At 32.0% G+C, this 22,313-nt stretch carries 23 protein-coding genes and 1 pseudogene; 8 read left to right on the forward strand and 16 right to left on the reverse strand.

Annotated features, from left to right (window positions below; translation table 11 throughout):
* Position 1 precedes the first annotated feature (1 nt).
* Entirely contained in the window at positions 2-610 is a 609-nt protein-coding gene (locus NLG42_RS13500; RefSeq protein WP_089058136.1) for an NUDIX hydrolase, read from the forward strand.
* 119 nt (positions 611-729) lie between these two features.
* Positions 730-960, forward strand: a complete 231-nt coding sequence (locus NLG42_RS13505) for a DUF4287 domain-containing protein (RefSeq protein WP_089058135.1) — start codon at positions 730-732, stop codon at positions 958-960.
* Between the two features lie 175 nt (positions 961-1,135).
* Here the strand turns inward: NLG42_RS13505 and NLG42_RS24460 are convergent.
* Positions 1,136-1,873, reverse strand: a pseudogene (locus NLG42_RS24460) (DUF6882 domain-containing protein).
* A gap of 186 nt (positions 1,874-2,059) precedes the next feature.
* Between NLG42_RS24460 and NLG42_RS13520 the strand changes: the two are divergent.
* Positions 2,060-2,479 carry a helix-turn-helix domain-containing protein gene (locus tag NLG42_RS13520; protein WP_257681309.1) on the forward strand — a complete coding sequence of 140 codons (420 nt, stop codon included), beginning with the start codon at positions 2,060-2,062 and terminating at the stop codon, positions 2,477-2,479.
* Positions 2,480-2,589: 110 nt separating this feature from the next.
* Here NLG42_RS13520 and NLG42_RS13525 read toward each other — a convergent pair whose 3' ends face one another.
* Both NLG42_RS13525 and NLG42_RS13530 read right to left on the reverse strand, forming a co-directional pair.
* On the reverse strand, positions 2,590-5,004 hold the full coding sequence (locus tag NLG42_RS13525; protein ID WP_257681310.1) for a hypothetical protein: 2,415 nt from the start codon (positions 5,002-5,004) through the stop codon (positions 2,590-2,592).
* Between the two features lie 163 nt (positions 5,005-5,167).
* Positions 5,168-6,895, reverse strand: coding sequence for a M14 family metallopeptidase (locus tag NLG42_RS13530; RefSeq protein WP_257681311.1), 1,728 nt, complete (start codon positions 6,893-6,895; stop codon positions 5,168-5,170).
* A 265-nt stretch (positions 6,896-7,160) separates the two neighbouring features.
* On the opposite strand from NLG42_RS13530, the gene NLG42_RS13535 reads away from it, so the two are divergent.
* Together NLG42_RS13535 and NLG42_RS13540 are read left to right on the forward strand one after the other, a co-directional pair.
* Entirely contained in the window at positions 7,161-8,525 is a 1,365-nt protein-coding gene (locus NLG42_RS13535) for a DEAD/DEAH box helicase (protein ID WP_089058129.1), read from the forward strand.
* A gap of 182 nt (positions 8,526-8,707) precedes the next feature.
* Positions 8,708-9,157: a hypothetical protein gene (locus NLG42_RS13540; RefSeq protein WP_089058128.1), complete on the forward strand. Its 450-nt coding sequence runs from the start codon at positions 8,708-8,710 to the stop codon at positions 9,155-9,157.
* Between the two features lie 320 nt (positions 9,158-9,477).
* On the opposite strand, the gene NLG42_RS13545 is transcribed toward NLG42_RS13540, so the two are convergent.
* The 4 genes from NLG42_RS13545 to NLG42_RS13560 form a co-directional block, all read right to left on the reverse strand.
* Positions 9,478-10,056, reverse strand: a complete 579-nt coding sequence (locus NLG42_RS13545; RefSeq protein ID WP_089058127.1) for a PhnA domain-containing protein — start codon at positions 10,054-10,056, stop codon at positions 9,478-9,480.
* A gap of 76 nt (positions 10,057-10,132) precedes the next feature.
* Positions 10,133-11,005: an alpha/beta hydrolase gene (locus tag NLG42_RS13550; RefSeq protein WP_257681312.1), complete on the reverse strand. Its 873-nt coding sequence runs from the start codon at positions 11,003-11,005 to the stop codon at positions 10,133-10,135.
* A gap of 1 nt (position 11,006) precedes the next feature.
* The gene (gene coaD, locus NLG42_RS13555) at positions 11,007-11,465 is read right to left on the reverse strand and encodes a pantetheine-phosphate adenylyltransferase (RefSeq protein WP_089052301.1); all 459 of its coding nucleotides are present in this window, start codon (positions 11,463-11,465) and stop codon (positions 11,007-11,009) included.
* Positions 11,466-11,623: 158 nt separating this feature from the next.
* Positions 11,624-12,595, reverse strand: a complete 972-nt coding sequence (locus NLG42_RS13560; protein WP_257681313.1) for a D-alanine--D-alanine ligase — start codon at positions 12,593-12,595, stop codon at positions 11,624-11,626.
* A 420-nt stretch (positions 12,596-13,015) separates the two neighbouring features.
* Here NLG42_RS13560 and NLG42_RS13565 point away from each other — a divergent pair, with 420 nt between their 5' ends.
* Entirely contained in the window at positions 13,016-13,639 is a 624-nt protein-coding gene (locus NLG42_RS13565; protein WP_089058124.1) for a PASTA domain-containing protein, read from the forward strand.
* Positions 13,629-14,672, forward strand: a complete 1,044-nt coding sequence (locus tag NLG42_RS13570; protein WP_257681314.1) for an RluA family pseudouridine synthase — start codon at positions 13,629-13,631, stop codon at positions 14,670-14,672. Before NLG42_RS13565 ends, NLG42_RS13570 begins: the two co-directional genes overlap by 11 nt.
* Positions 14,673-14,884: 212 nt before the next feature.
* Here NLG42_RS13570 and NLG42_RS13575 read toward each other — a convergent pair whose 3' ends face one another.
* The 5 genes from NLG42_RS13575 to NLG42_RS13595 all read right to left on the reverse strand — a co-directional run bounded on the left by NLG42_RS13575 (position 14,885) and on the right by NLG42_RS13595 (position 18,957).
* Positions 14,885-15,499, reverse strand: coding sequence for a 3-keto-alpha-glucoside-1,2-lyase-like domain-containing protein (locus NLG42_RS13575; protein WP_257681315.1), 615 nt, complete (start codon positions 15,497-15,499; stop codon positions 14,885-14,887).
* 8 nt (positions 15,500-15,507) lie between these two features.
* The gene (locus NLG42_RS13580) at positions 15,508-16,749 is read right to left on the reverse strand and encodes an ATP-binding cassette domain-containing protein (protein ID WP_257681316.1); all 1,242 of its coding nucleotides are present in this window, start codon (positions 16,747-16,749) and stop codon (positions 15,508-15,510) included.
* An 85-nt stretch (positions 16,750-16,834) separates the two neighbouring features.
* Positions 16,835-17,689, reverse strand: coding sequence for a sulfurtransferase (locus NLG42_RS13585; RefSeq protein WP_257681317.1), 855 nt, complete (start codon positions 17,687-17,689; stop codon positions 16,835-16,837).
* Positions 17,690-17,700: 11 nt separating this feature from the next.
* Positions 17,701-18,555, reverse strand: a complete 855-nt coding sequence (locus NLG42_RS13590) for a ThuA domain-containing protein (RefSeq protein WP_257681318.1) — start codon at positions 18,553-18,555, stop codon at positions 17,701-17,703.
* 12 nt (positions 18,556-18,567) lie between these two features.
* Positions 18,568-18,957, reverse strand: coding sequence for a DUF1398 domain-containing protein (locus NLG42_RS13595; protein WP_089052292.1), 390 nt, complete (start codon positions 18,955-18,957; stop codon positions 18,568-18,570).
* A gap of 358 nt (positions 18,958-19,315) precedes the next feature.
* Between NLG42_RS13595 and NLG42_RS13600 the strand changes: the two genes are divergently transcribed.
* Complete coding sequence (locus NLG42_RS13600) at positions 19,316-20,008, forward strand: hypothetical protein (RefSeq protein WP_089058179.1); 693 nt, start codon at positions 19,316-19,318, stop codon at positions 20,006-20,008.
* 80 nt (positions 20,009-20,088) lie between these two features.
* On the opposite strand, the gene NLG42_RS13605 is transcribed toward NLG42_RS13600, so the two are convergent.
* From NLG42_RS13605 to NLG42_RS13620, 4 genes are all read right to left on the reverse strand, one after another.
* Entirely contained in the window at positions 20,089-20,526 is a 438-nt protein-coding gene (locus NLG42_RS13605; protein ID WP_089052291.1) for an acyl-CoA thioesterase, read from the reverse strand.
* A 168-nt stretch (positions 20,527-20,694) separates the two neighbouring features.
* A complete protein-coding gene (locus NLG42_RS13610) occupies positions 20,695-21,339 on the reverse strand; it encodes a hypothetical protein (protein ID WP_257681319.1) in 645 nt (214 codons plus the stop codon).
* Between the two features lie 11 nt (positions 21,340-21,350).
* Positions 21,351-21,749 (reverse strand): RDD family protein, encoded by a 399-nt coding sequence (locus NLG42_RS13615; protein WP_257681320.1) that lies wholly within the window; start codon positions 21,747-21,749, stop codon positions 21,351-21,353.
* A gap of 53 nt (positions 21,750-21,802) precedes the next feature.
* Complete coding sequence (locus tag NLG42_RS13620; RefSeq protein WP_099720299.1) at positions 21,803-22,201, reverse strand: NUDIX hydrolase; 399 nt, start codon at positions 22,199-22,201, stop codon at positions 21,803-21,805.
* Positions 22,202-22,313 lie beyond the last annotated feature (112 nt).

Consider the following 22,313-nt stretch of genomic DNA (forward strand, 5'->3'; position numbering starts at 1 on the left):
AATGTATAAAGTTTTTGTGAACGACAAACCACTTTTTTTGACAAATGAAATCTCAAGAGAGACTGATTTTCAATTATTCTTGTTAGAGAGTATTGATATTGAGCAGCTTATTGTCAAAATGTTTCAAAATAAAATTCAAAAGGCATATTTGTATCATCCTGATGAAAAGGAGATTATGAAGACCCTTAAAGCCAAAATTCCTGTAAATAAAGCGGGAGGCGGTTTTGTCTATAATAAAAAGGGAGAGGTTTTATTTATCTTTAGAAACGGAAAATGGGACCTGCCAAAAGGCGGTATCGAGAAAGGCGAAGAAATCGAAGCAACTGCAATGCGCGAAGTTGAGGAAGAAACGGGCGTAGACCAACTTCGAATAACAAATAAACTGCAAAAGACGTATCATATCTTTAAACGCAACGGAAAGTATAAGCTAAAAATTACGCATTGGTTCGAAATGCATTCTGATTTTGAAGGAATTCCGCAAGGTCAGCTTGAAGAAGGAATCGAAAAAGTGGCGTGGCTCAATCCTGAACAAATCAAAGAAGCCTTAAAAAACTCTTACGAGAATATTAAATTATTATTTGAAGAAGAGAAGAAGATTAAAACCAATTAAAGTTTGTTTATCCAGATATAAAACTTTTTTGTAGTAATAAGCTGAATATTAGAGCGTAGGAATTAAATTTAATTTGTATTTTCGTTTACATGTAAACTAACTTATTAAATGTAAATTCTATGTCATTTCAAGCGTATTTAAAGACAATTAAAGAAAAAACGGGCAATGGTCCTGCTGAATTTAGAGTTTTGGCAGAACAAAAAAGCTTTACATCAAACGGAAAACTTAAACCCGAAGTAAAAGCCGGCGAAATTGTAAACTGGCTGAAAGAAGATTTTGATTTAGGACAAGGACATTCAATGGCAATTTACGCTTTGCTAAAAGGTATTAAAGACGAAAACAGCAAATAACGATTATTAAAATCGGGGCGTGCCACCAATAAAAAAAAGACCCAATCAACTTTGTGTTCATTGGGTCTTTTTTTTATTGCTGTCGGGCTATGCGCTCCGCTGCGGCGGACTGCTTCTATCCCTCACGCGGGCAATCGTTTTCAGAATATCTTTTAGATTATTAATTATTCTAAGTTTAAGAATTACCGTTTAATTTTGTCAAAAGATTATTTTCATTAAAAACAGCATTAATTACATTTTCATTCTTTTCAGCTTTAATTTCATTTTCGTTCAATGTTAATTTATAGCCTTTTTGAGTTAAGTAATTTATAAAAGCATTTTTATGGTTTTGAATTTCAAACGTCGAAATCAGTTCTGGAAAAACAGTTAAGATTCTAGATAATTCGTCACTTTCAGATTTGTCTATTGCATCAGATTTTATGGTAACAACCATTGTTCCTTGACCATAATTCCCTAGATAATAACCGCTTGTATTGAACATTTCAGTTGCAATCATACCAATTAGATGTAAATCATTAGAAACAGCATCAAATTTGCCAACTTTTAATAAATCAATATTATTTTCTTCTCCATATTGTTTCAACAATAGAGCTTGTTTCATGACAGATTCTGCGTAACCGCCCGCTTTATTATCTCAGATCCAAAGCCAAGTTTCTGATGAATGCGAAAATGAACCCAAAACCTGCATTGGAAAAGTAAGATCGTCTCCAAATGTTATTTCTTCTTTGTCCATATCAACATTCCAAGAAAGTCCGCCCGTTACACCATAAAGGTTTCTTTGTTTCTCTAAAGCAAGTGCTCCAAATTTTTCTAAAAAATCATTTTCATTTGTAAATTGTTTACCAATTTGTTGATCGATAGCTGATGCTGTTTTTTCTTCTTTCTTTTTAAAAAGAGTATTAAATAGTCCCATTTTGTTATGACTTTTAGAATTATAAAATTGATTGTATTCAAATATATAACTTTTAAAATAAGTCAGAAAAACATTAATTAAATATAAATCAACTTTTAGGTTTCAGCGTTTTATATAAAATTTTATTTTTAACTATTTCATGTCTCAAAAAGCGTACTTTTGTTCAATAAGCAATATATTTCAATTATGAGCACACTAGCAAAACCAAATCATATAGGGCGAAAAATAAGCCGAATTCGTGAACTTCGTGACATGAAGCAAGAAGCTTTGGCGCAAGCTTTAGGAACAAACCAACAAGCAATATCTGCTTTGGAAAATAGTGAAACAATCGATGATGAAAAGTTAAAGCAGATTGCAAAAGCTTTAGGAGTAAGTGTTGAAGCTTTAATAAACTTTTCAGACGAAGCCGCAATTAATTTTTTTAATAATTTCTATGATAATAGTGGAAGTCATGGCACTAATTTCGGAACCAATAATACTTGTAATTTTAATCCACTTGATAAGTTAGTTGAAGCTTATGAAGAAAATAAAAAACTTTACGAGCGTTTGGTTCAAGCTGAAAAAGATAAAGTAGAGTTTTTAGAAAAAATATTGAAGGATAAATAATTATTTGTTTTTTTATGATTTTAAAAAAGCCTAATAAAATTGTTTTTTATTAGGCTTTTTTTGATGTTTTTAGTTTTATGTCTTCGTTAGCGCAAGTATGTTGAATCTATTTATTGTGTTACTTTTTGACGAATTTTTTCTATTTCCCTTTTTAATTCTTCCGATCGACGATTCCAATCAAAATATATACTTGAAAACTTATTATTTTTCCAAACATCATCAAGATAATTTACAAAAACTAAAGTTGATTCCATTCTTTCAATAATATCTGTTCCAATTATTATTTTTGACTTTATGTTTTCATCGAATATGGGAACATCAACAATCATGGCTTCCATATAAGGAAAGGTAGTTATAAGATAATTTAAATGGTAAATACCAGAGCTGGTTGCTCTAATTAATATTGTATTGCCTTGAGTATTTAAAACATTTCCTTTTTCTGATGTTTCAAAGAGACCTTTGATATACATAAAATTTAAAGCTGAGTCGATTGTAGATGGTAAAAATGACTGTCCTTGCACAAATGCATACAAGTCATTGATAGAAACAAAACCTTGATTTCTATTATTAATAGAATAATCTGATAAAATACTAAGAATTATAGGGACAATAAAATGTTCTCTTTCATCATAACTTCTTATGTCAAAAAGATTAACAATTTCAGAATTTGAAGGGTAGTAATATTTATTATCTCCATAAATTACGCTTCGTAGTATTTCGTGAACGGGAACGCTATAGAAGCCTTGTTCTTCTGTAATTCTTAAGATTTTTTGTGTATCAACGTGACCACTTCCAAAATATTTTTTAATTAATTCAATTGCTTTTCTGATATTTCCATTAGAAATGTTTTCAATAAATTGAAATAGGCTTTTGTTTGTTTCTAAAGAATTTACAAAAGTTGTAATTAGTTTATGGAGTTTAGAAAAACTTGTCGTAGTTTCTAATCTAGACAAAACGACTTCTCCACTTGTAATTTTTTGTGCAAAATTTAAACGTTTTAAAATTACATCATCGATTCTTGGAGGAGATATTGTAAAGGCTTTGGTGTGATAACCACTTAAGGCACCGCTAATTTTTTTTGTTCTATGAAATGTCTCAGGCCTTAAGCATACAAAAACCATCATTGGCCAATCAGTTGCAAATTCATGAGCTATTAAAAACGCAGTTTCTTGATCTTGATCATTTCTTTGGTCACAATTATCAATGAAAACTATTATTTGTTTTTGTTGATTTTTAGCAATGTATTCTAATGATTTTTTAATATGAGTAACTTCGTCTAAAATCAGATTAGTTAAAAAATCGATTTCTTTTTCAATCGCCTTTATAGGGTCTATTTCGTAAAGTCTTTTAACAATAACACTTTTCTTAAAACTTTCTAGTTCACGATAATAAGCAAATCGAACAAAATTGTCTTCATTAATGTCAATTTTATAATTATCAATTAATTGATCTTTAATTAAATTAATAACAGCTTTCTTTACATCCAAAGCTACAATTGCTTTGGAACCTAAGTCTATTTTGAATGTTAATGCTTTTTTAAAGACCCGTGGAGCTTCAACTAATAATAAGTTATCTATAAAAGTAGATTTCCCAACTCCAACGTCTCCAATAAGTAAAATAGGGCGTTTGCTTAAACTGTTGGCAAATAATTCTGCGAGATCTGAAGATAGTCCTTTTTTTGTTGCGACTTGTTCTAAAATAGCTTTCTTATCTCCGTTTTCAAACAAATAAGTATATCGGCTAGATAGTATTTGTTTACTTAAAAGAGAATATTGTGATAGCGTACCACTTTTACAATAACAATTTTGTAAAAAATTTTTACCAATTGTTTCATCTTTTATAACATCTTCTAAAACTAAGTCGCTAATAATTTCAAGTTCAGTTTGAAATGGATTTCTATTTTTTATTCCAGGATAATCAGTCAGAATTGAAGATAATTTTGGAGGTAACTGTTCTTCTTCCCCACCAATGAGTTTTTTTTCAAGGTGTTTTTTTTCGAAGCCATTTTTCGAAAGATAATTCCAAACTTCTAAATAATTTTTAAGAAAGAAATCTAATGAGGGAATGACTAATGCATCACCTTCTAAGGGAGGAATAGAATCATTTCTATTAGCTAAAAAAGCGATGAACTGCCAGCCATTTGAAACAATTCCTATTTGTATTCCTCTAGCATGACAATAGCCACTAACCTGTTGCAATGCATCTTTGATACTTGCATTGTCTTTGCAAAGTGATTTTAGGGGGTAAATTATTTTATTAATACCAGTTGGTAATTCAAAATAATTCCCTGTGCGTTTGGCTTCTAATACAGCAACAGGTCTAAATAGGGATAGTTTATAATCTGCAAATTGTCCATCTCTACAGTCCTCGGAATTAATTGAATTATGATCCCATCCTAAGCATTCGATTAATATTCTATCAATAAATTTTAATCTAGTGTCTGCTTCGTTAAAATTAATATTGGAGTTATCAATTTCTTTCGCAAATTGCTCAATTAATTCCCTCCCTTTTTCGTAATTTTCCATAACTCAAATATAAAAGAAAAAAATATTAAAAGTCAATTTCATACAAATTCATTATATGTAGATTATTTAAGATTGACGAGAATAGTTTTTTTAAAGTAATTGTATTGTTTTTTTTATAGAATACTAAGATATTAACAATTGTACATATTTTTTAAAAAAAACGCTACAAAAAACGATAAACAGGATATTGCAAATGAGCCTTTTCGTAATAAACAGAATGTTTGTAAATCCAGTTTAATTGCGCATCAGGATTTTTTGCAAATTCTGTATCAGATTGTTTTTTAGCTTCTAATTCTGCTTTTAGAGTTGGATTATCTTTTAGAAGTTTTGCGGCTGTATCTTCAAAAATATATTCTGAATAATGTTCTTTTTGCTGCAAAATAGGATCGAAAAAATTCCAGTTAAAGAACGAATCAACACCTTCTGGTTCAAAAGCTTCTACGAGATATTTCACACCTTTTTGGTTTGTTGGAACCAAGTAATCACCTTTGGCGAAAGCCATTTTTACAACTTTCGAAGTTATTGCTGTATTGTAGTGTAAATAATGTCCTTCGTAAGCGTTTGGAACCGTTTTAAAATCGGCAATTTTGTAGCTTTCAACCTCGATAATCGTATCGTTTTTAAGCTGAGAATAGGAGATGTTGTTATTCTTTAAAAGATCAATAATATTCCAATATCCACGCGGAACAATATAAGCAGTCGGAATCACAACTTCTTTCATCGATTTGAATTCTTTTATATACGGAACGTCTTTTTTATACGGTTTATTTCTATCATAATACAAACGGTTTCCAGTTGTGGCTTCGCTTTTTTTGTAACCTGCTTCATATCCTAAAAATGAAAAAGTTGTTGCTTTTGTACTGTCCAATTCCCATTTTAATGTATAGGATTTTTTAGGCTGATATTGCTCTAAATTTTTTACTCTTAAATCTTTTATCTTTTGATAATTTGCATCGGTAAAATCCAAAGCCGATTTTGTGTATTCGTAGGTCATTTTTACACGTTCGGCATATTTTTTCAGCATATGTGTTTCAACCACAAAACCTATTGTATTAAACAGTGATGTATAACCTGTTGTATATCTAGGATTATCTACAAATTGCCCAAAACCTTTGTCAGGAGTATCTTTAAAAGAATCTACATACGGCGTTGTTTCAATTTTCTTTTTCTGTAAATCTTTCACCAAAGCGGGCATCATTTCGGCATTCATAAAATCGCCCAAAACAGTTCCTAACTTATTATGTTGTGTCATAATATAAGTTAACTTGTATTGATAATCAGACCCGTTGCTTACGTGATTATCAATAAAAACATCAGGATTTATTTTTTGGAATATTTCGACAAAACTTTTCGTATTTCGAGTGTCTGATTTCATCAAATCACGATTCAAATCATAATTTCTGGCGTTTCCTCTAAAACCATAAATTTCTGGTCCGTCCTGATTGGCTCTTGTCGTCGAGTTTCGGTTTAAAGCGCCGCCAATATTGTAAACAGGAATGGTAACTAAAACGGTGTTTTTTGGTACTTTTATTCTTCCAATTGCCAAATCTCTGTAAAATTGCATTGTGGCATCGATTCCGTCAGGTTCACCGGCATGAATACCGTTATTGATAAAAAGAACGGCTTTGTTTTTCTGAATTTTATTAAAATCAAACTCCTTGTCAGGATTATAAACAATCATGTGCAAAGGTTCTCCAGAATCAGTCAAACCCATTTCTTTCATTTGAATTGTTGCAAAATCGTTGGCCAATAATTTATAATAGTCAATAGTTTCTTGGTAGGAAGCCGCTTGATTTCCGTTTCCTTTTTCGAAAAAGGTATCGTATTTTTTATTGTTTTGAGCGAAAAACGTGATGGTGAAAAGTAAAATGGGAAATGTAAAAAGTTTCATGGTTTGGTTTTATTGTAAATCAAATATAAGTTTTTTGTTTCAGGTTTCAAGTTTCAGGTTTGATCTACTTTGCACGTAGTTTTACCGCAAAGAGCGCAAAGTTTTATATAGTTTAGTTTTTATAAAAAAGCGCAAAGAGTTCGCAAAGCTTTATGTTTAAGCTTTACGAACCTTGCGTATAATCATTGCGCGCTTTGCGGTTAAGCAACTTGAAACAATGGAAACATGAAACCTGAAACAAAACTTTTTTCCCTACTTTTGCAAAATGAATAAAAAACACCATTCCAATAATATACTTTCGAATTTAGGTATTGAAAGCCTAAACGAAATGCAGGAAATGGCGCAAGACGCCATTTTGAACGATAACAATGTTTTGCTGCTTTCTCCAACAGGATCAGGAAAAACATTGGCTTTTTTGCTTCCTATTTTAGAATTATTACAGCCTGAGATACTTTCAGTTCAATGTTTAATTTTAGTGCCTTCACGCGAATTAGGACTGCAAATCGAGCAGGTTTGGAAAAAAATGGGAACGCAGTACAAAGTAAATATTTGTTACGGAGGACACTCGATTGATACTGAAATTAAAAACTTGAGTAATCCGCCGGCTGTTTTAATTGGAACTCCAGGAAGAATTGCAGATCATATTGACAGAGAGACTTTTCGAACAGATAAGGTTCAGACTTTAATTTTGGACGAGTTTGATAAATCGCTTCAATTAGGGTTTCATGAGCAGATGTCTTTTATAATTGGCAGATTACCAAAAGTTAATAAAAGAGTTTTGGTTTCGGCAACTTCTGATATTGAGATTCCAAAATATACACGAGTTGTTAATCCAACTATTTTAGATTTTATTCCTGAAGAAGAGGAAAAAGCTAATCTTTCTATGAAAATGATTTTGTCTCCTTCAAAAGACAAATTAGAAAGTTTGTTCAATTTGATTTGTTCTTTAAAATCGCAATCGGCTATTATATTTTGTAATCACCGCGATGCTGCAGAACGTATCAGCGACACTTTGAACGAAAAAGGAATTTACGCTACGTATTATCATGGCGGAATGGATCAGGATGAACGTGAACGTGCTTTGATTCAGTTTAGAAACGGTAGTGTGAGTTATCTTGTTACAACAGATCTTGCTGCGCGTGGATTGGATATTCCTGAGATGAAACATGTTATTCATTATCATTTGCCTTTAAAAGAAGATGAGTTTACGCATCGTAACGGTCGTACGGCACGTATGCAGGCAACTGGAACGGCGTATGTTATTGTTCATGAAAGCGAAAAAAAGCTGGATTATATCGATTATGATATGGAAATCCTTGATGTGAAGAATACGACAAGTCTGCCAAAACCGCCCGAATTTCAGACTATTTACATTAGCGGCGGTAAAAAAACAAAACTGAATAAGTTTGATATCGTTGGTTTCTTTTCTCAAAAAGGGAAATTAGAAAAAGGTGATTTGGGACTTATTGAGGTAAAAGATTTTGTTTCGTTTGCAGCAGTAAAATTCGGAAAAGTAAAAGAACTGCTTAAGAATATTAAAGACGAAAAAATGAAAGGGAAAAAGTTCAAAATTGAGGTGGCTCGTAATGTGGTAAAGAAAGAGGAGGAGAAGAATAATAATAAATATTAAAGGGTGTAAAATTGCAGGTAATTTTGCAATATTAGTTTTATGTAATTGTATATCAGGTTTTTAATTGTTTTATGTTTTAGGTTTGTGGTTTTATGTTAAAAAAATAATGATTTGATAGGTGTTTTTTCATTATTTCTGTGTTTTTTTGTTGCAGTAAAAAAAATATAAATCCCAAATTTATTATGAAAAGAACTATTACGATTGCCATTTTGTTCTTTAGTTTTGTGTCGTTTGCACAGATTAAAGTTCTTGAAACAGTTCCTGTTGAAAAACTAGGAAAAGTAAATAACAATTACATTCAGAAAATTGGAGATGAATACACGGTTTATTACACAAGTATTCAAAATGATGATGAAGACGCATCAAGTTTAAGAAAATTTACCTTCAAAAATGTTGACAACGATTACGTAAATCTTTACAACATTATTGTAAATGGTTTTACAGCAACACCGTTGTATGACATAAAATTAGAATTACCAAACAATTATATTTGGTTACACTATACAGGAAACGTTGTTCCAGACAAAGCGACAGTTCAGTTTATGGTTTCAAGCAAAGATAAAGATGCTGCGACAAACAATGTTTCTGAGCCGTTGATCAAAGAACAAATCAATAAATTATTTCAACGATAATTTTTAGTTTCAGGTTTCAGGTTTAATTTGTTTCAAGTTATTTCCAGAACAGAAAAATAATAAAAAAGGCTATTCGTATTTTGAATAGCCTTTTTTAGTTTCAAGTTTCAAGTTTTTACGGTTGTGCTGATTTTACCGCAAAGCACGCTAAGTTTTTTATGTAAGTTTCTATAAAAGTGCAAAGTTCGCAAAGCTTTGTGAATAAAGCTTTGCGAACTTTGCGTTAACTTTTGCGTGCTTTGCGGTTAGATTCCTAAGTGTAAGAAGACCTAGTATTTCAGAATCTTAGTATCTCAGAACCTTAGCACCTTTAAAAAGAATTATATCTTCTTCACATATTGCGTGATAATCACAATTTGTTGACCATCAACTTTTCCTTCAATATATTCGGCATTTTCATGGTCAAGACGAATGTTTCTAACTGCAGTTCCTTGTTTGGCAACCATACTTGATCCTTTTACTTTAAGATCTTTGATTAAAACAACTGAATCTCCATGTTGTAAAACTACGCCGTTGCTGTCGCGGTGAACTAATTTGTTTTCGTCGTCTTCGCCTTCGCCAGTTGCTTGTGCCCATGCCAGCGTGTCTTCGTCTAAATACATCATGTCAAGTAATTCTTGCGGCCATCCTGCAGCGCGCATGCGGCTTAACATTCTCCAAGCTACAACTTGTACAGCAGTATTTTCATTCCACATGCTGTCGTTAAGGCATCTCCAGTGATTTAAATCGACGTTATCAGGATTTTCAATTTGGTCAATACAGGTATTACAAGCTAAAATACTTTCGTCAAGACCGCCTTTTTGAGTTGGTAATACTTGATATACTTTTAGGTTTTCTTCAGCGCCGCAAAGTTCGCATTTAGATCCGCTTCGTTTGTTTAATTCTCTTTCGATACTCATTACTTATTGTTTATTTTAAAAATGCGAAATTACTTATAATTAAATTGGTTTACAAATTTATAAGGATATCACTCAATCATATTTTAGAGGTCCAGTTTACAATTTTATCGAGTGCTTGACGATCTATTTCATACAAGTCACTATATTTTTTTGTTTTTTTCCAATCATCAGTGCCGGCTTTTAAAAAATGATTTAATCCGTTTAGTATTTCGACATCTATATTTTTATTGTTTAAAGCATTGACTAATTCGGCTGTCTTTTTACTGTCAAAAAAACTATCGTTTGTGCCTGCAATAAAAAGCATTGGAATTTTTAAATTTTCAAATAATACTTTGGTGCTTACTTTTATTTTTGGATTACTTCGAGAGCTGTATTGAGGTTTGTCAAATGATTTAAATTTTTCAATTGGCGTAGACATTAGGATTAAAAAATCTAATTTGAATCCTTGCTGATAAGTATCAATTGTTGCGATTCCGCCTAAACTGTGTCCTAGAGCACCGATTTGCTTTTTAGAAAGGGAATCGATTTTTTGAATATTATCTAAAGCATAATATAAGTCTTTGATAATTTGATCTACGCTAAAATTTACATTGCCTCCAGATCTTCCAACTCCTCGATCATCAAAACGATAAACCGCGATTTGATTTTTTAATAGTTCTTCTGCCAAAACATCATGTGAATTACGATCGTTTTGACCGCTTCCAGGTGTAATAATTACGATTTTTGAATATCCTGTTTTAGGAAAAAGTAAAGTGCCGCTTAATTTTACATTTTCTTCGGAATCCATAAAATCAATTTCCTCTGAATTGTACTGATCGATATTCTTTATTTCTTTTACAGAATTAGAATTGTTTTGACTGTTTATTTTGTTGAATGAAATAAAAAGAAGAAAAAGAAAGAGCTTTTTAATCCAGAAAGGGTAGGTTTCGAGAATGTATTTTTTGCTCATTTTACTTTTTAACTCTAACCGCTTCTGGAACCAGCATTTCGTATTCGCCGCCATTACGCAATACATCACGCACAATGCTTGAACTTATGTATGATGTGCTTGCAGCAGTTAATAAAAAGACAGTTTCAATTTTAGACAGTTTTCTATTGGTGTGTGCAATGGCTTTTTCGAATTCGAAATCGGCAGGGTTGCGCAAACCTCTTAATATGAAATCAGCTTTTTGTTTTTTTGCTAAATCTATTGTCAGACCTTCGTAAGTGATAACTGAAACTTTTGGTTCGTCTTTGAAAGTTTCTTCTATAAAACGTTTTCTTTCTTCTAATGAAAACATGTATTTTTTTTCGGCATTTACACCAATTGCAATTACGATTTCATCAAATAAAGAAATTCCTCTTTTGATAATATCTTCGTGACCTAAAGTAATTGGGTCAAATGATCCTGGGAATAGGGCTTTTCGCATTTTTTTTAAGGTTCTAAGGTTCTGAGATTCTAAGGTTCTGAGTTTTTAGGTTAAAAGGTTCTTTAGAAAACTTCGACTTTGCTCAGTGTGGTAATATTGTGTTTAAAAAAGAAAGTGCTAAGATCTTAGAACCTTAGCACCTTAGTATCTTAGCGTCTTTAAGAAAGAGCCAGTTCAATTGCATTTGTAAACAAATCTTCAAGAGAAATTCCCGCTGCTCTTGCTTGCTGCGGAATCAAACTTTCTGTTGTTAAACCAGGAATTGTATTCATTTCGAGCATATATGGTTCGTTGTCTACAATGATAAATTCGCTTCTTGAGAATCCTTTCATTTTTAGAACTTCATAAGCACGTTTGGCAACATCACTTACTTTTTGTGTTAACTCATCAGAGATTCTAGCTGGTGTGATTTCTTGTGATTTTCCTTCGTATTTGGCTTCATAATCGAAGAAATCATTATCAGATACGATTTCGGTAATTGGCAATACTTTAATTTCTCCTTTGTAATTGATTACTCCAACAGAAACTTCGGTTCCGTCAAGGAAGCTTTCAATAATGATTTCGTTGTCTTCTTTGTAAGCAACTTCAATCGCGATTGGAAGTTCAGCTTCTGTTTTTACTTTTGAAATTCCAAAACTAGATCCAGCTTTGTTTGGTTTTACAAAACATGGCAAACCTACTTTTTTAACGATTTCTTCAGTATTGATAACGTCGCCTTTGTTTAAGTAATACGAAATTGCTGTTTTGATTCCGTAAGGTTTTAAAACAGATAATAAATCTCTTTTATTGAATGTTATGGCTGATTGATAGTAATCGCAAGAGGATTGCGGAATTCCTAATAATTCAAAATAAGCCTGCATTAATCCATCTTCACCTGGAGTTCCGTGAATGGCATTGAAAACACAGTCGAAAGTAATTTTCTGATCGTTTATAGTTACAGAAAAGTCGTTTTTATCGATTGCATATTCAGCGTCTTTTTCGTCTACATATACCCATTTTTCTTTAAAAATATGAATACGGAATCCGTTGTATTTTGTTTTGTCAAGATATTGATATACAACGTTTCCGCTGATAAGCGAAATTTTGTATTCGCTTGAATATCCGCCCATGATGATGGCAATGTTTTTCATTCTATGATGTTTATTTGTTTTATCTTTTATTTGTTTAACTGTTTATTCGTTTAACTGTTTGTTTGCCGCGAATTTTTCAAATTTTCACGAATTGTTTTCTTATTCGTTTTGTTTGTCAGGCTGAGCGAAGTCGAAGTACCGTTTGTTGAATCACTTTGCGGGGCTTCGACTCCGCTCAGCCTGACAATATTGTGGTTGCGTTGCTAAAATAAAGAACAAAAATCTTCTTTTGAAACCAAGCGCTCTAGCCCTGATGGGAGCGGCATCCTTTTGTGCCGGTGTTCGGCATAAAAGATACAGCAGACAGCAGGAAACAGCTCCTTATACTAACAGGTATTAAAAGCTATTTCGTTTAAAACAAAATTATCATTTTTTTTGAAACGAAATAGCTTTATCTTTGCCTCTAATAAAAATAAATTTATGAGTTTACGTAAGTATTTAACAAGCCGTGTATTTTTTATTCAAGTATTAAGTGCGGCTGCTATTATTGCCGTTTTAGGTTATTTGTTTATGCATTGGCTGACTTTTACCACGGATCACGGTCATGAAATTGCGGTTCCAAATTTAGCTAAACTGACAGAAGAGCAGGTAGAGCAAAAACTGGATGAGCTGGATTTAGATTATGTGCTTTTGGATAGTGTTGATTATCGTAGTGAATTTCCAAAATATAGTGTTGTTGAGCAAGATCCATTGCCGGGAACAAAAGTAAAAGTGGGGAGAAAAATATATATTAAAATAAATTCATCAGGATTCTCATCTGTTAGAATTCCTGATTTAATTGAAAAAACGTATCGTGAAGCGGTTCCAACTTTAAAAGCTTTAGGGCTTGAACCGGGAACGATTACTTATATTCCGAATCTTGGAAAAGATATGGTTTTGGAGATGCGTTATAAAGGAAGAAATTTAAAAGTAGGAGATCGTGTGTTGAAGGCTTCAAAAATCGACTTGGTTTTAGGAGACGGAAAAGCAACTTACGAAGATGAAGGTAAGGCTGCCGATAGTACAGCTGCGCCAACTACTGAAACCCCACAAGATGAACAATAATATTGAAAATTTAGATCTGGAAGACGAATTATTCGAGCATTTCAGATTTGAAGTCCCTAAAGGTCAAGCGCTTTTGCGTATTGACAAATATTTAATGAATTTGATTCAGAATGCAACGCGAAATAAAATACAGAACGCTGCAACTGAAGGAAACATTTTTGTAAATGATATTCCAGTAAAATCAAATTATAAGGTTAAACCTTTTGATGTTGTAACGGTTATGTTATCGCATCCGCCGTTTGAAAATCATATTCTGCCAGAAGATATTCCATTGAATATTGTGTATGAAGATGACGCTCTTTTATTGATTAATAAAGAGCCAGGAATGGTTGTGCATCCTGGTCACGGTAATTATACGGGAACGCTGGTTAATGCTTTGGCGCATCATTTTGATAATCTGCCAATGAACAGCAGTGAACGTCCGGGTTTGGTGCATAGAATTGATAAGGATACATCAGGACTTTTGGTTGTGGCAAAAACGGAGGCAGCAATGACTCACTTGGCAAAACAATTTGAAGCTAAAACTTCTGAACGTGAATATATTGCTCTTGTTTGGGGAAATGTTACGGAAGAAGCAGGAACAATTGAAGGAAACTTAGCAAGACATTTAAAAGATCGTATGCAAATGGCGGTTTTTGCTGATCCAGAAATTGGAAAACCTGCAATTACGCATTATAAAGTTTTGGAACGTTTTGGATATGTTACTTTGATTTCTTGTAAATTAGAAACAGGAAGAACACATCAAATTCGTGCGCATATGAAACACATTGGACATCCGTTGTTTAATGATGAGCGATATGGCGGACATTTGATTTTGAAAGGAACCACTTTTACAAAGTACAAACAGTTTATTGAAAATTGTTTTAAAGCGTTGCCGCGTCAGGCTTTGCATGCAAAAACGCTTGGTTTTGTACATCCGAATACAGGTGAAATGATGCGTTTTGATACGGAACTGCCACAGGATTTTCAGGATTGTATTGAAAAATGGCGTAATTATGTTAAGTCGCATAATACGGAAGAAGAAGAGAATTAGATTTGATAATTTGATAATTTGTCAATTAGAAAATTAGATAATTTGTTATAGTAAAAAAAGCTCCTGATGGAGCTTTTTTTTGTTGTATTGTATTTGAACTATATAGCCAAAGGTTTTAAGCTTGGGAAACTTAGGAAACGGATTGGGATAATTTATTGCGCTCTAAAGGTTGAAACCGCTGGCAATGTTTTTTTTCTAATTCAAATAGATTTTTATTGAAGCGTTTTAATCGTTAAATCGGTTATTTTGACTTCTCCGTTGGTTATGAAACCTAGTTTTCCTTGTTGGCTGAGATTACTTTTTTCTAGGGAACATTCTAATGAGGTTTGATTGTTTACTGAAAAGTGTAATTGATTATTTTGAACTTTTATTTTTACATTGTACCATTTGTCGTTCTCTAATTTCATTGGTTTGGTAAATAGACTTTTTCCGCCTCGTTTACCATATTCATCACTGTTTTTGTTGTAAACACCTTTTCCAATTACAATATTTTGATCAATTTGATAGAGATAAGTTCTAATGTAGTTTTCTTTATCAAAGTTCAACATAATTTCGAATAAAGATTCTTTGGTCATGTTTGCTTTAAAATCAATTTCGTAGTTTTTTGGAAGTTGCTTTTTGGATAGTATTACTCCCCAATGCATCGGGCCTCCGGTTCCTGTCAAAGTATCTTTTTTTAGAAACCATTCTTTTGAATCGCTGTTCCAATCTGATTTTAGTTTTGAAACTTCAGCGAGCTTATAATCTTTTCTAACTGTAGAAATTGAATTGGAGCAGGAGGTAAGCAGAAGTATTGTAAGTACAGCTGCATAATAGTTAAATCTCATTTTCTTGTTTAATTTAATTCTGAATGGTATTTTATTTTACCAATAGAACCTGTTGACGCTGGCAAAAGCTCAAATACAGAAGTGGGAGCAAGTCCAGATTCAATTCGGTGAGAAACATATAATACCGTAACGTTAGTTTCCTGTTTGATGGTATTGATCAGTTGAATAACTAAATCTACATTTTCGTCGTCTAAGCCTTCTACAGGTTCATCTAAAATTAATAACGGCGGATGTTTTAAAACGGCGCGAACAATTAATGCTACTCGCTGCTGTCCGATAGAAAGATCTATAAAACGTTTTTTTCTTAAATGCGTCATTTCGATGACTTCAAGCCATTGCGAAACAATTTGTTTTTGGTGTGTTGTTGGCTCAATGTAAAGTCCAATAGAATCAAAGAATCCAGAAAGAATCATTTCTTCAAGTGTATGGCTTTTTTGAAATAAATCAGTCATCGAAGTAGCAAAGATTCCAATTTGTTTTTTGATGTCCCAAACGCTTTCACCGCTTCCTTTTTTTCTTCCAAATAAAAACAAATCCTGACCAAATCCTTTTGGATTATCGCCAGTGATTAAAGATAGAATAGTGCTTTTTCCTGAACCGTTTGGACCAACTAACTGCCAGAATTCACCTTGTTTTATGGTCCACGAAATAGTATCGAGAATTTTTCTTTCGTCGTAACTTACAGAAACATTGTCGAGTTTAATTAATACACTTTCGTGAAAAGTATGTGATTCAATCGCTTTAGGAATTGCGGCTGTATTTAGGGTTTTAAAATGATTTTCGGTTTTTGAAATTGGATGAAGTTCAAAGGTATTGTCGTTAATCTGCGCTTTATTCGGAACAAAATCAAGAACATCAACTGTACGATTCAGTAGTTGAATAATAGCAATTTCATTTGTTAAGCTTTTTAAAGATTCTGCCAAAACTACACGAGAAGCCTGATCTAAATGATCAAACGGATTGTCGAAAATGATAAAATCAGGTTTTTGATTGATACAGTATTTTAAAAATTCTTTTTTACGTTCTCCCGATGAAAATGTACGCAGTTGTCTGTGCGATTCTGGAGATGCTTCGACACTATCATATTGATATTCTTTTTCAATGAATTTTTCAATTGCAATGTCAGAGAATAAAACCCCTTTTTGATTGTTAAAAACGGCTAATTCTCCTTTTGCTTCACTTGAAAGCAAACTGTCTATAAAAGCTTTTTTATTTACTTGATTTGATAAAAGTATATCCCAATGCTGCATTTCTGTATTTTAAAAAATTGTTGATTGTGTTGTATTTTTGAGTCTTTTTGCTATTTCCAAAAGTTATTGGAAGCATCAAAACTATTTATTCTGATTTTTTTACTGCCATTTCACGATCATTTCTGGACCATTCGCTCCATGATCCTACATAAAGCTTCGGAATTTCTATTCCGGCATAATCCATTGCTAATAATGTGTGACATGCTGTAACGCCTGATCCGCAATGTACAATTATATTTTCGGATGGTTTGTCTTTTAAAATTGCAGCATATTTTTCTGCTAAAACTGCTGACGATTTAAAAAGACCATTTTCGTCTAGGTTTTCGCTAAATGGAACATTTATTGCGCCAGGAATGTGTCCGGCAATTAAATCCAACGGCTCAGTAAGTCCATCAAAACGATTTTTATCTCTTACATCAATTACAATATTCTTGCTGTTGTTTCGTGCTTTCTCAACCTCTTCAATATCTGCCAGTTTTAGTTTCCATTCAGAAACAGGATAATTCTCTGCTGTTTCATAAGGTTTGATTTCAGAAGTTACAGGAAAACCTGCTTTTATGGCTTCTTGTAAACCTCCGTTTAAAACCTGAACTTGTTCGTGACCAATTGCTTTTAGCATCCACCAAAACCTAGAAGAGGCGTTTGCGCCGTTTTTATGATCATAAATTACAACATACGATGTTGGTGAAATTCCTAATTTAGAAAGTACTTCAGAAAATTTAGAGAAAGAAGGCAATGGATGTCGGCCGCCGTTTGCAGGATTCTCGACTGTTGCTAAATCTTTGTTTAAATCAACATAACGAGCACCTTGTAAATGTTCGATTTTAAAGTTTTCTTCGGCATTAATTCCTGCTCTGGCATCAATCAATATGATTTCAGATAAATTGCTCAGGTTTAATAATTCTTCAGCAATTATAATTGGAGAAAGTTTAGCAGCCATTTTGGATAAATTTATTTTTTAGAGCTTCCTAACCAGAGTAAGCTGTTTGTAATTAATTTAGTTTGGATTTTATTTTCAAAAGTATATGAAAGCGTTTTGTTAGTTCCGTTTTCATAATCTATATCATTATGTCCCATATTGATATAAATCATTTTGTAGTTTTTATTTGTCCAGACAACAGGATAATAACCGTTATGCCAAATTTCGCTTGCTTTTGGTCCTGTTCCTAACGGAAAACTGCTTTCATCAATCGCAACAAGAATTTTTATGTCTGTATTTTTTCTTAGATCATTACTCCATCTGTACCATTCGTTTGGTGCTGAAGCAAAGGTTTTAGGAAGGTTTTTTGTTGTGGAGTGCTGATTTTCAATTTTTAAAACTGCCAATGTTGGTTTCCATGTATTACTTACATATTCACCGGAACCTAAAAAAGTATTGTGATGCCAATTCCAGTTTTGTGGATATTCTGAATCATTTAAAGCAAAAGCAGAAAAGTGAAAACCTATAAAACCGCCGCCATCTTTCATATATTTTTCAAAGGCTTTTCGCTGTTCTAATGTTTCAGGTCTTGTATCTAAAAATAAAACGACTTGATAATTGGCTAAAAATTTCGCGTTCAAGTTGTTCCAATTGTCAGTTGAATCATAAACAAAATGATTTTCTTCTGCGATTTTAGGAAATCGTTTATTGGCTTCATGAACAAAACTAATATGAGCTTGATCATTTTTTGCAGTATAAAAAGCAATAACCTTAAATTTAGGTTTTTCTTTTTTTTGCTGTGAAAACCCTGTAAAGCAAACCAAAAAAAGCACCATAAGGATACTTTTCTTGGTTGTAAAATATTTTGTGTTATTGAAAATAAGCATTTTTAAGGCAGCTTAACTTGGGATTTTTTCAATTAGAATTTCGTTTTCTGCGCTATCAAAATAAGTGCAGGTCATTTCTATAATATCAACTCTCCATTTTGCTATTCCGCATTGACCAGAATGGTTGCAAAAAGTAATATAATCTGTTTCGCCGTGTTGATGTTTTACTAAAAATTCTATAAAAAGCTCTTTATTAACTGTTGGAGCAATTGCAATTGGACTGTATTTTTCATCAGAAGTAACAGTATAATTGTTTACGCCGTAATATTCGACATGACCATCGTGTACAAATGTATCGTAACCTTTTACGCCCAGAATAATCAGGTCTTGTATATAATTAGGAAAGTCGGCACCGCTTTGTACTTTGGCGTGAGCCTCTTTGATTTGCTCTATAGTAAACATATGTTTCGTTTTTAATTAATTACTTTTTCAAAAATACGATTATTGATTTTATTAACGAATCAAATTAAGGAATGTCTCATAAATAAGGATGAGAAAATGTAAAGTATAAAATTACTGTTATGCATTTTGAAATACAAAAAACAGTGTCATAAAGTTATCAGAAAACTGGTATTCTAAGTTGTTTTGTTGTTTTTGAAGCCATTTATCGATTATTTATTGTGTTTTTATCGATTAAATGATCTTGATTATGAAAATAATGTATTTAAACGAGTAATGTGGTACTTGGAGGGACTTCTTTTATTAACAGGAAAATTGTCTTTAAATTAGTGTAAGAATGTTGTCAGCTAAAAATGGTATTATGAAAAAAACAATACTTATACTCTTGCTTTCCGTCTCTGCATTTGCTCAGGAAATCAATACTTTTGATTTCGCCGTTATAAACTCTACTCTGATATCTGCTAATATTGATCTTGATAAAGGAAGGAGCGTTGTTGCGGCAAATAAAGATCAATATTCAGCCTATTTTCAGTATGCTCTTGCGATGTGTCAGGAAGATATTATTTTTGGTGCTGGAATTGATAAATCTGAGATTGACAGGACTTATATTGGTTATATTGGTAAGATATGCGATAAGTTTAGAGCGACAATCGGAATTGGTTATGTTGATTCTCGAAGCGGTTATCAAGGAACATTTACAGGATTTAGTATTTCGTATCATTTTGGAGAAAATACTTATGTGGGAGGAAATTTAGAAAATGTACATTCTGTAAGTATGGATTATGAAACGGATGAAAGTTTTGATTATTATCAAAAAATGGTTCCGAAGGTTTTTGCCAGTTATGAGTTTGTTCCAAATTTTATTGTTTTCGGACAATTAAGCAGCAGGGTTAATGATATCGCCTTGAAATATCAGGTTAACCGATTTTCGGCAGGTGGATTTTATTCGGGACATGGTGTTGAAGGAATTTTTGGAACTGTAAATATTGGCCGATTTGCGATTTCTTGCAGTACTACTTTTGACAGGGTAAATTTTGGATTGAAGTTTGAATAGGTTTGATTTAAAAGGAAATAAAAAATCCGAAAAGTGATTGCTTTTCGGATTTTAGTGTTTTATATGCAGTTAATTTAATTTTATAATCCAACAAAATCATCGCTTTTAGGAAAAATACTCAATGCCTGAATTGCAATTTCCGGTGTTGGAGAAGCTAGTTTTCTTAGTTTAGTATCCATCCACGCGCCATCCACAGTAATAACAGCACAAAGTGTATCGTCTTCACGTCTAAATTCATGAATAATAGACCAGCGTGAAGCATCGGCTTTCATTTTTGATGTTTTGGTATGAATAAATATTTTGTCTGAGAGTTTTAATTCTTTTCTAAAAACACATTCTTCTCTAAACAAAACAGGACCAAAACCTTGTGTTTGCATTACTCTTAAAGTTAAACCTAATTCTTCTAGAATTTCGATACGATGCTGCGCGCCAAAATCGTAATAAGCACTATGACGAACGTGAAAGTTTGGGTCTAGATCTGACCAGCGAAAAGATATTTCTTTTGTAAATGATGCCATTTTGTAATTGTAATTTTAATGAGAAATCGAAATTACGAATAAAAAAGTAAAGGTAGTTATGAATAAGTATATTATTATGCATGCATATTAAGTTACTTGCCTTTATTAGAACGAAATTTTAAGTCATTGAATTGAAACTTCTTCAGCAGCCATTTCTTAGAATTACATTTATTGATATTCTATAAATGCTTTATGAGGAGGCAGACTAAATTCTGAATCAGAAATTTTTATTTTTTTTATATCGATGGCTGTCATACTTAATGTAAATTCTGGATAATAATAACTAAGTTTAAGAAATACAGCTTTCATTAAGTCGGTAATTTTGTTTTTATTGAATGCAGAAAAGTCTTTGAAATATTTAGGGTTCAGTTTTAAATCGGGTGAATAAAAATACTCTTCTCGAATAATATTTAAAGTGTCTTTTACAGTTAATTTATCACATAAGTAGCCAAGTATAGTGGCAGCATTTTTTGTAATTTCATATTTGAAACTAACATTTTCTAGTTTTGAAGGATCTAAATAAAACAAAGTGTCAGATTCTTTTTGATTCCAATTATTCTTAATGTAGAGTTTTTTTTCATTAGATGAATATAATTGAAAACTCATAAAATCACTATTAGTAATCTGTTTATACTTTCCTTTTTTTGTTATAAAAGTTGATTTTTCTCCCATTAACTGGTTAACTTTTGGAATATTTACTTCGACATTATTTTTATCAAAATAAGTAATTTGATATTCAATTTTTCCTTCAAAGTCCTGTGAGTAACCTAAATATGTAAACAGGAGAATTATAATTGTTTTTAGGTTTTTCATTTTACAAATTTTCAAGATTTTGTTTGATTTTTTATCATTACAGTTCCGCTGATAATATCATGAACGGCTCTTTTTTTATTACTTGAAAAGATAGTGATAAAAGAAAGCCATCCTAGAAGAAGTTTGAAAAAATAACGAATAATAGCTTGAAAAAAATTGATAGATTGGGTTTCATCCGAGTTTTTTCGAATTTGTATTCTCTTTATATTGTTGCCAATAGTTCCTCCAAAAGTGGTCATAATTGGTTCGTACAAAAATATTAGGATTAATAAAACGGCTCTTAACCAATCAGGAACATTTTTGAAATTGGATAAAACGTCAGAAATAAGAATCATGCAAGCAATAATTAGAATAGAGTCGATGAGAATAGATTGAATTCTTTCAAGTAGAAAAGGGTATTTTTCTTCCATAATTTTTTATCGAATATAAAATTAATTTTCTTTCTCTGTTCCTGTTTTTTTTATTAAACTAACAATCCACTTTCTTTTAGATGCTTAAAGATAATTTTATCAACCTCGGAGATTATATTTAAATCAGTGTAGTTTAGCCATTTGATTTCGGCTATTTCGTTGCTCTCTTTTGGTATTCCAATATAATCTGCTTTGTAGCATGTCATTTTTACAATGATTCCATTCACATCTCCATCTGATTGTGCTTTGAAAGTTCCTATGTATTCAATAGATTCGGGGATGATGTCAACACTTAATTCTTCTTGAATTTCTCTAATTAGAGTTTGTTCGTCGGTTTCATTATTTTCTCTTTTTCCGCCCGGAATATAATATTTGTTTTTTCCCTTTGATTTTGTGCTTAATATTTGACCATTTTCAATTTTTATTAATGCAATTTTATCAATTTCAACCATCATTATTTTAACTGTAGTTTTTTGGCTTTGTTTTTTTTGCTCTTTTATAGAGCTTATTAATTTTCAAATGTAGGGTGTTTTTGTATTAATAATCAATAGCATTAATCATTTT

Source organism: Flavobacterium plurextorum (assembly GCF_024638035.1).
GTDB classification, from domain to species: Bacteria; Bacteroidota; Bacteroidia; order Flavobacteriales; family Flavobacteriaceae; genus Flavobacterium; species Flavobacterium plurextorum.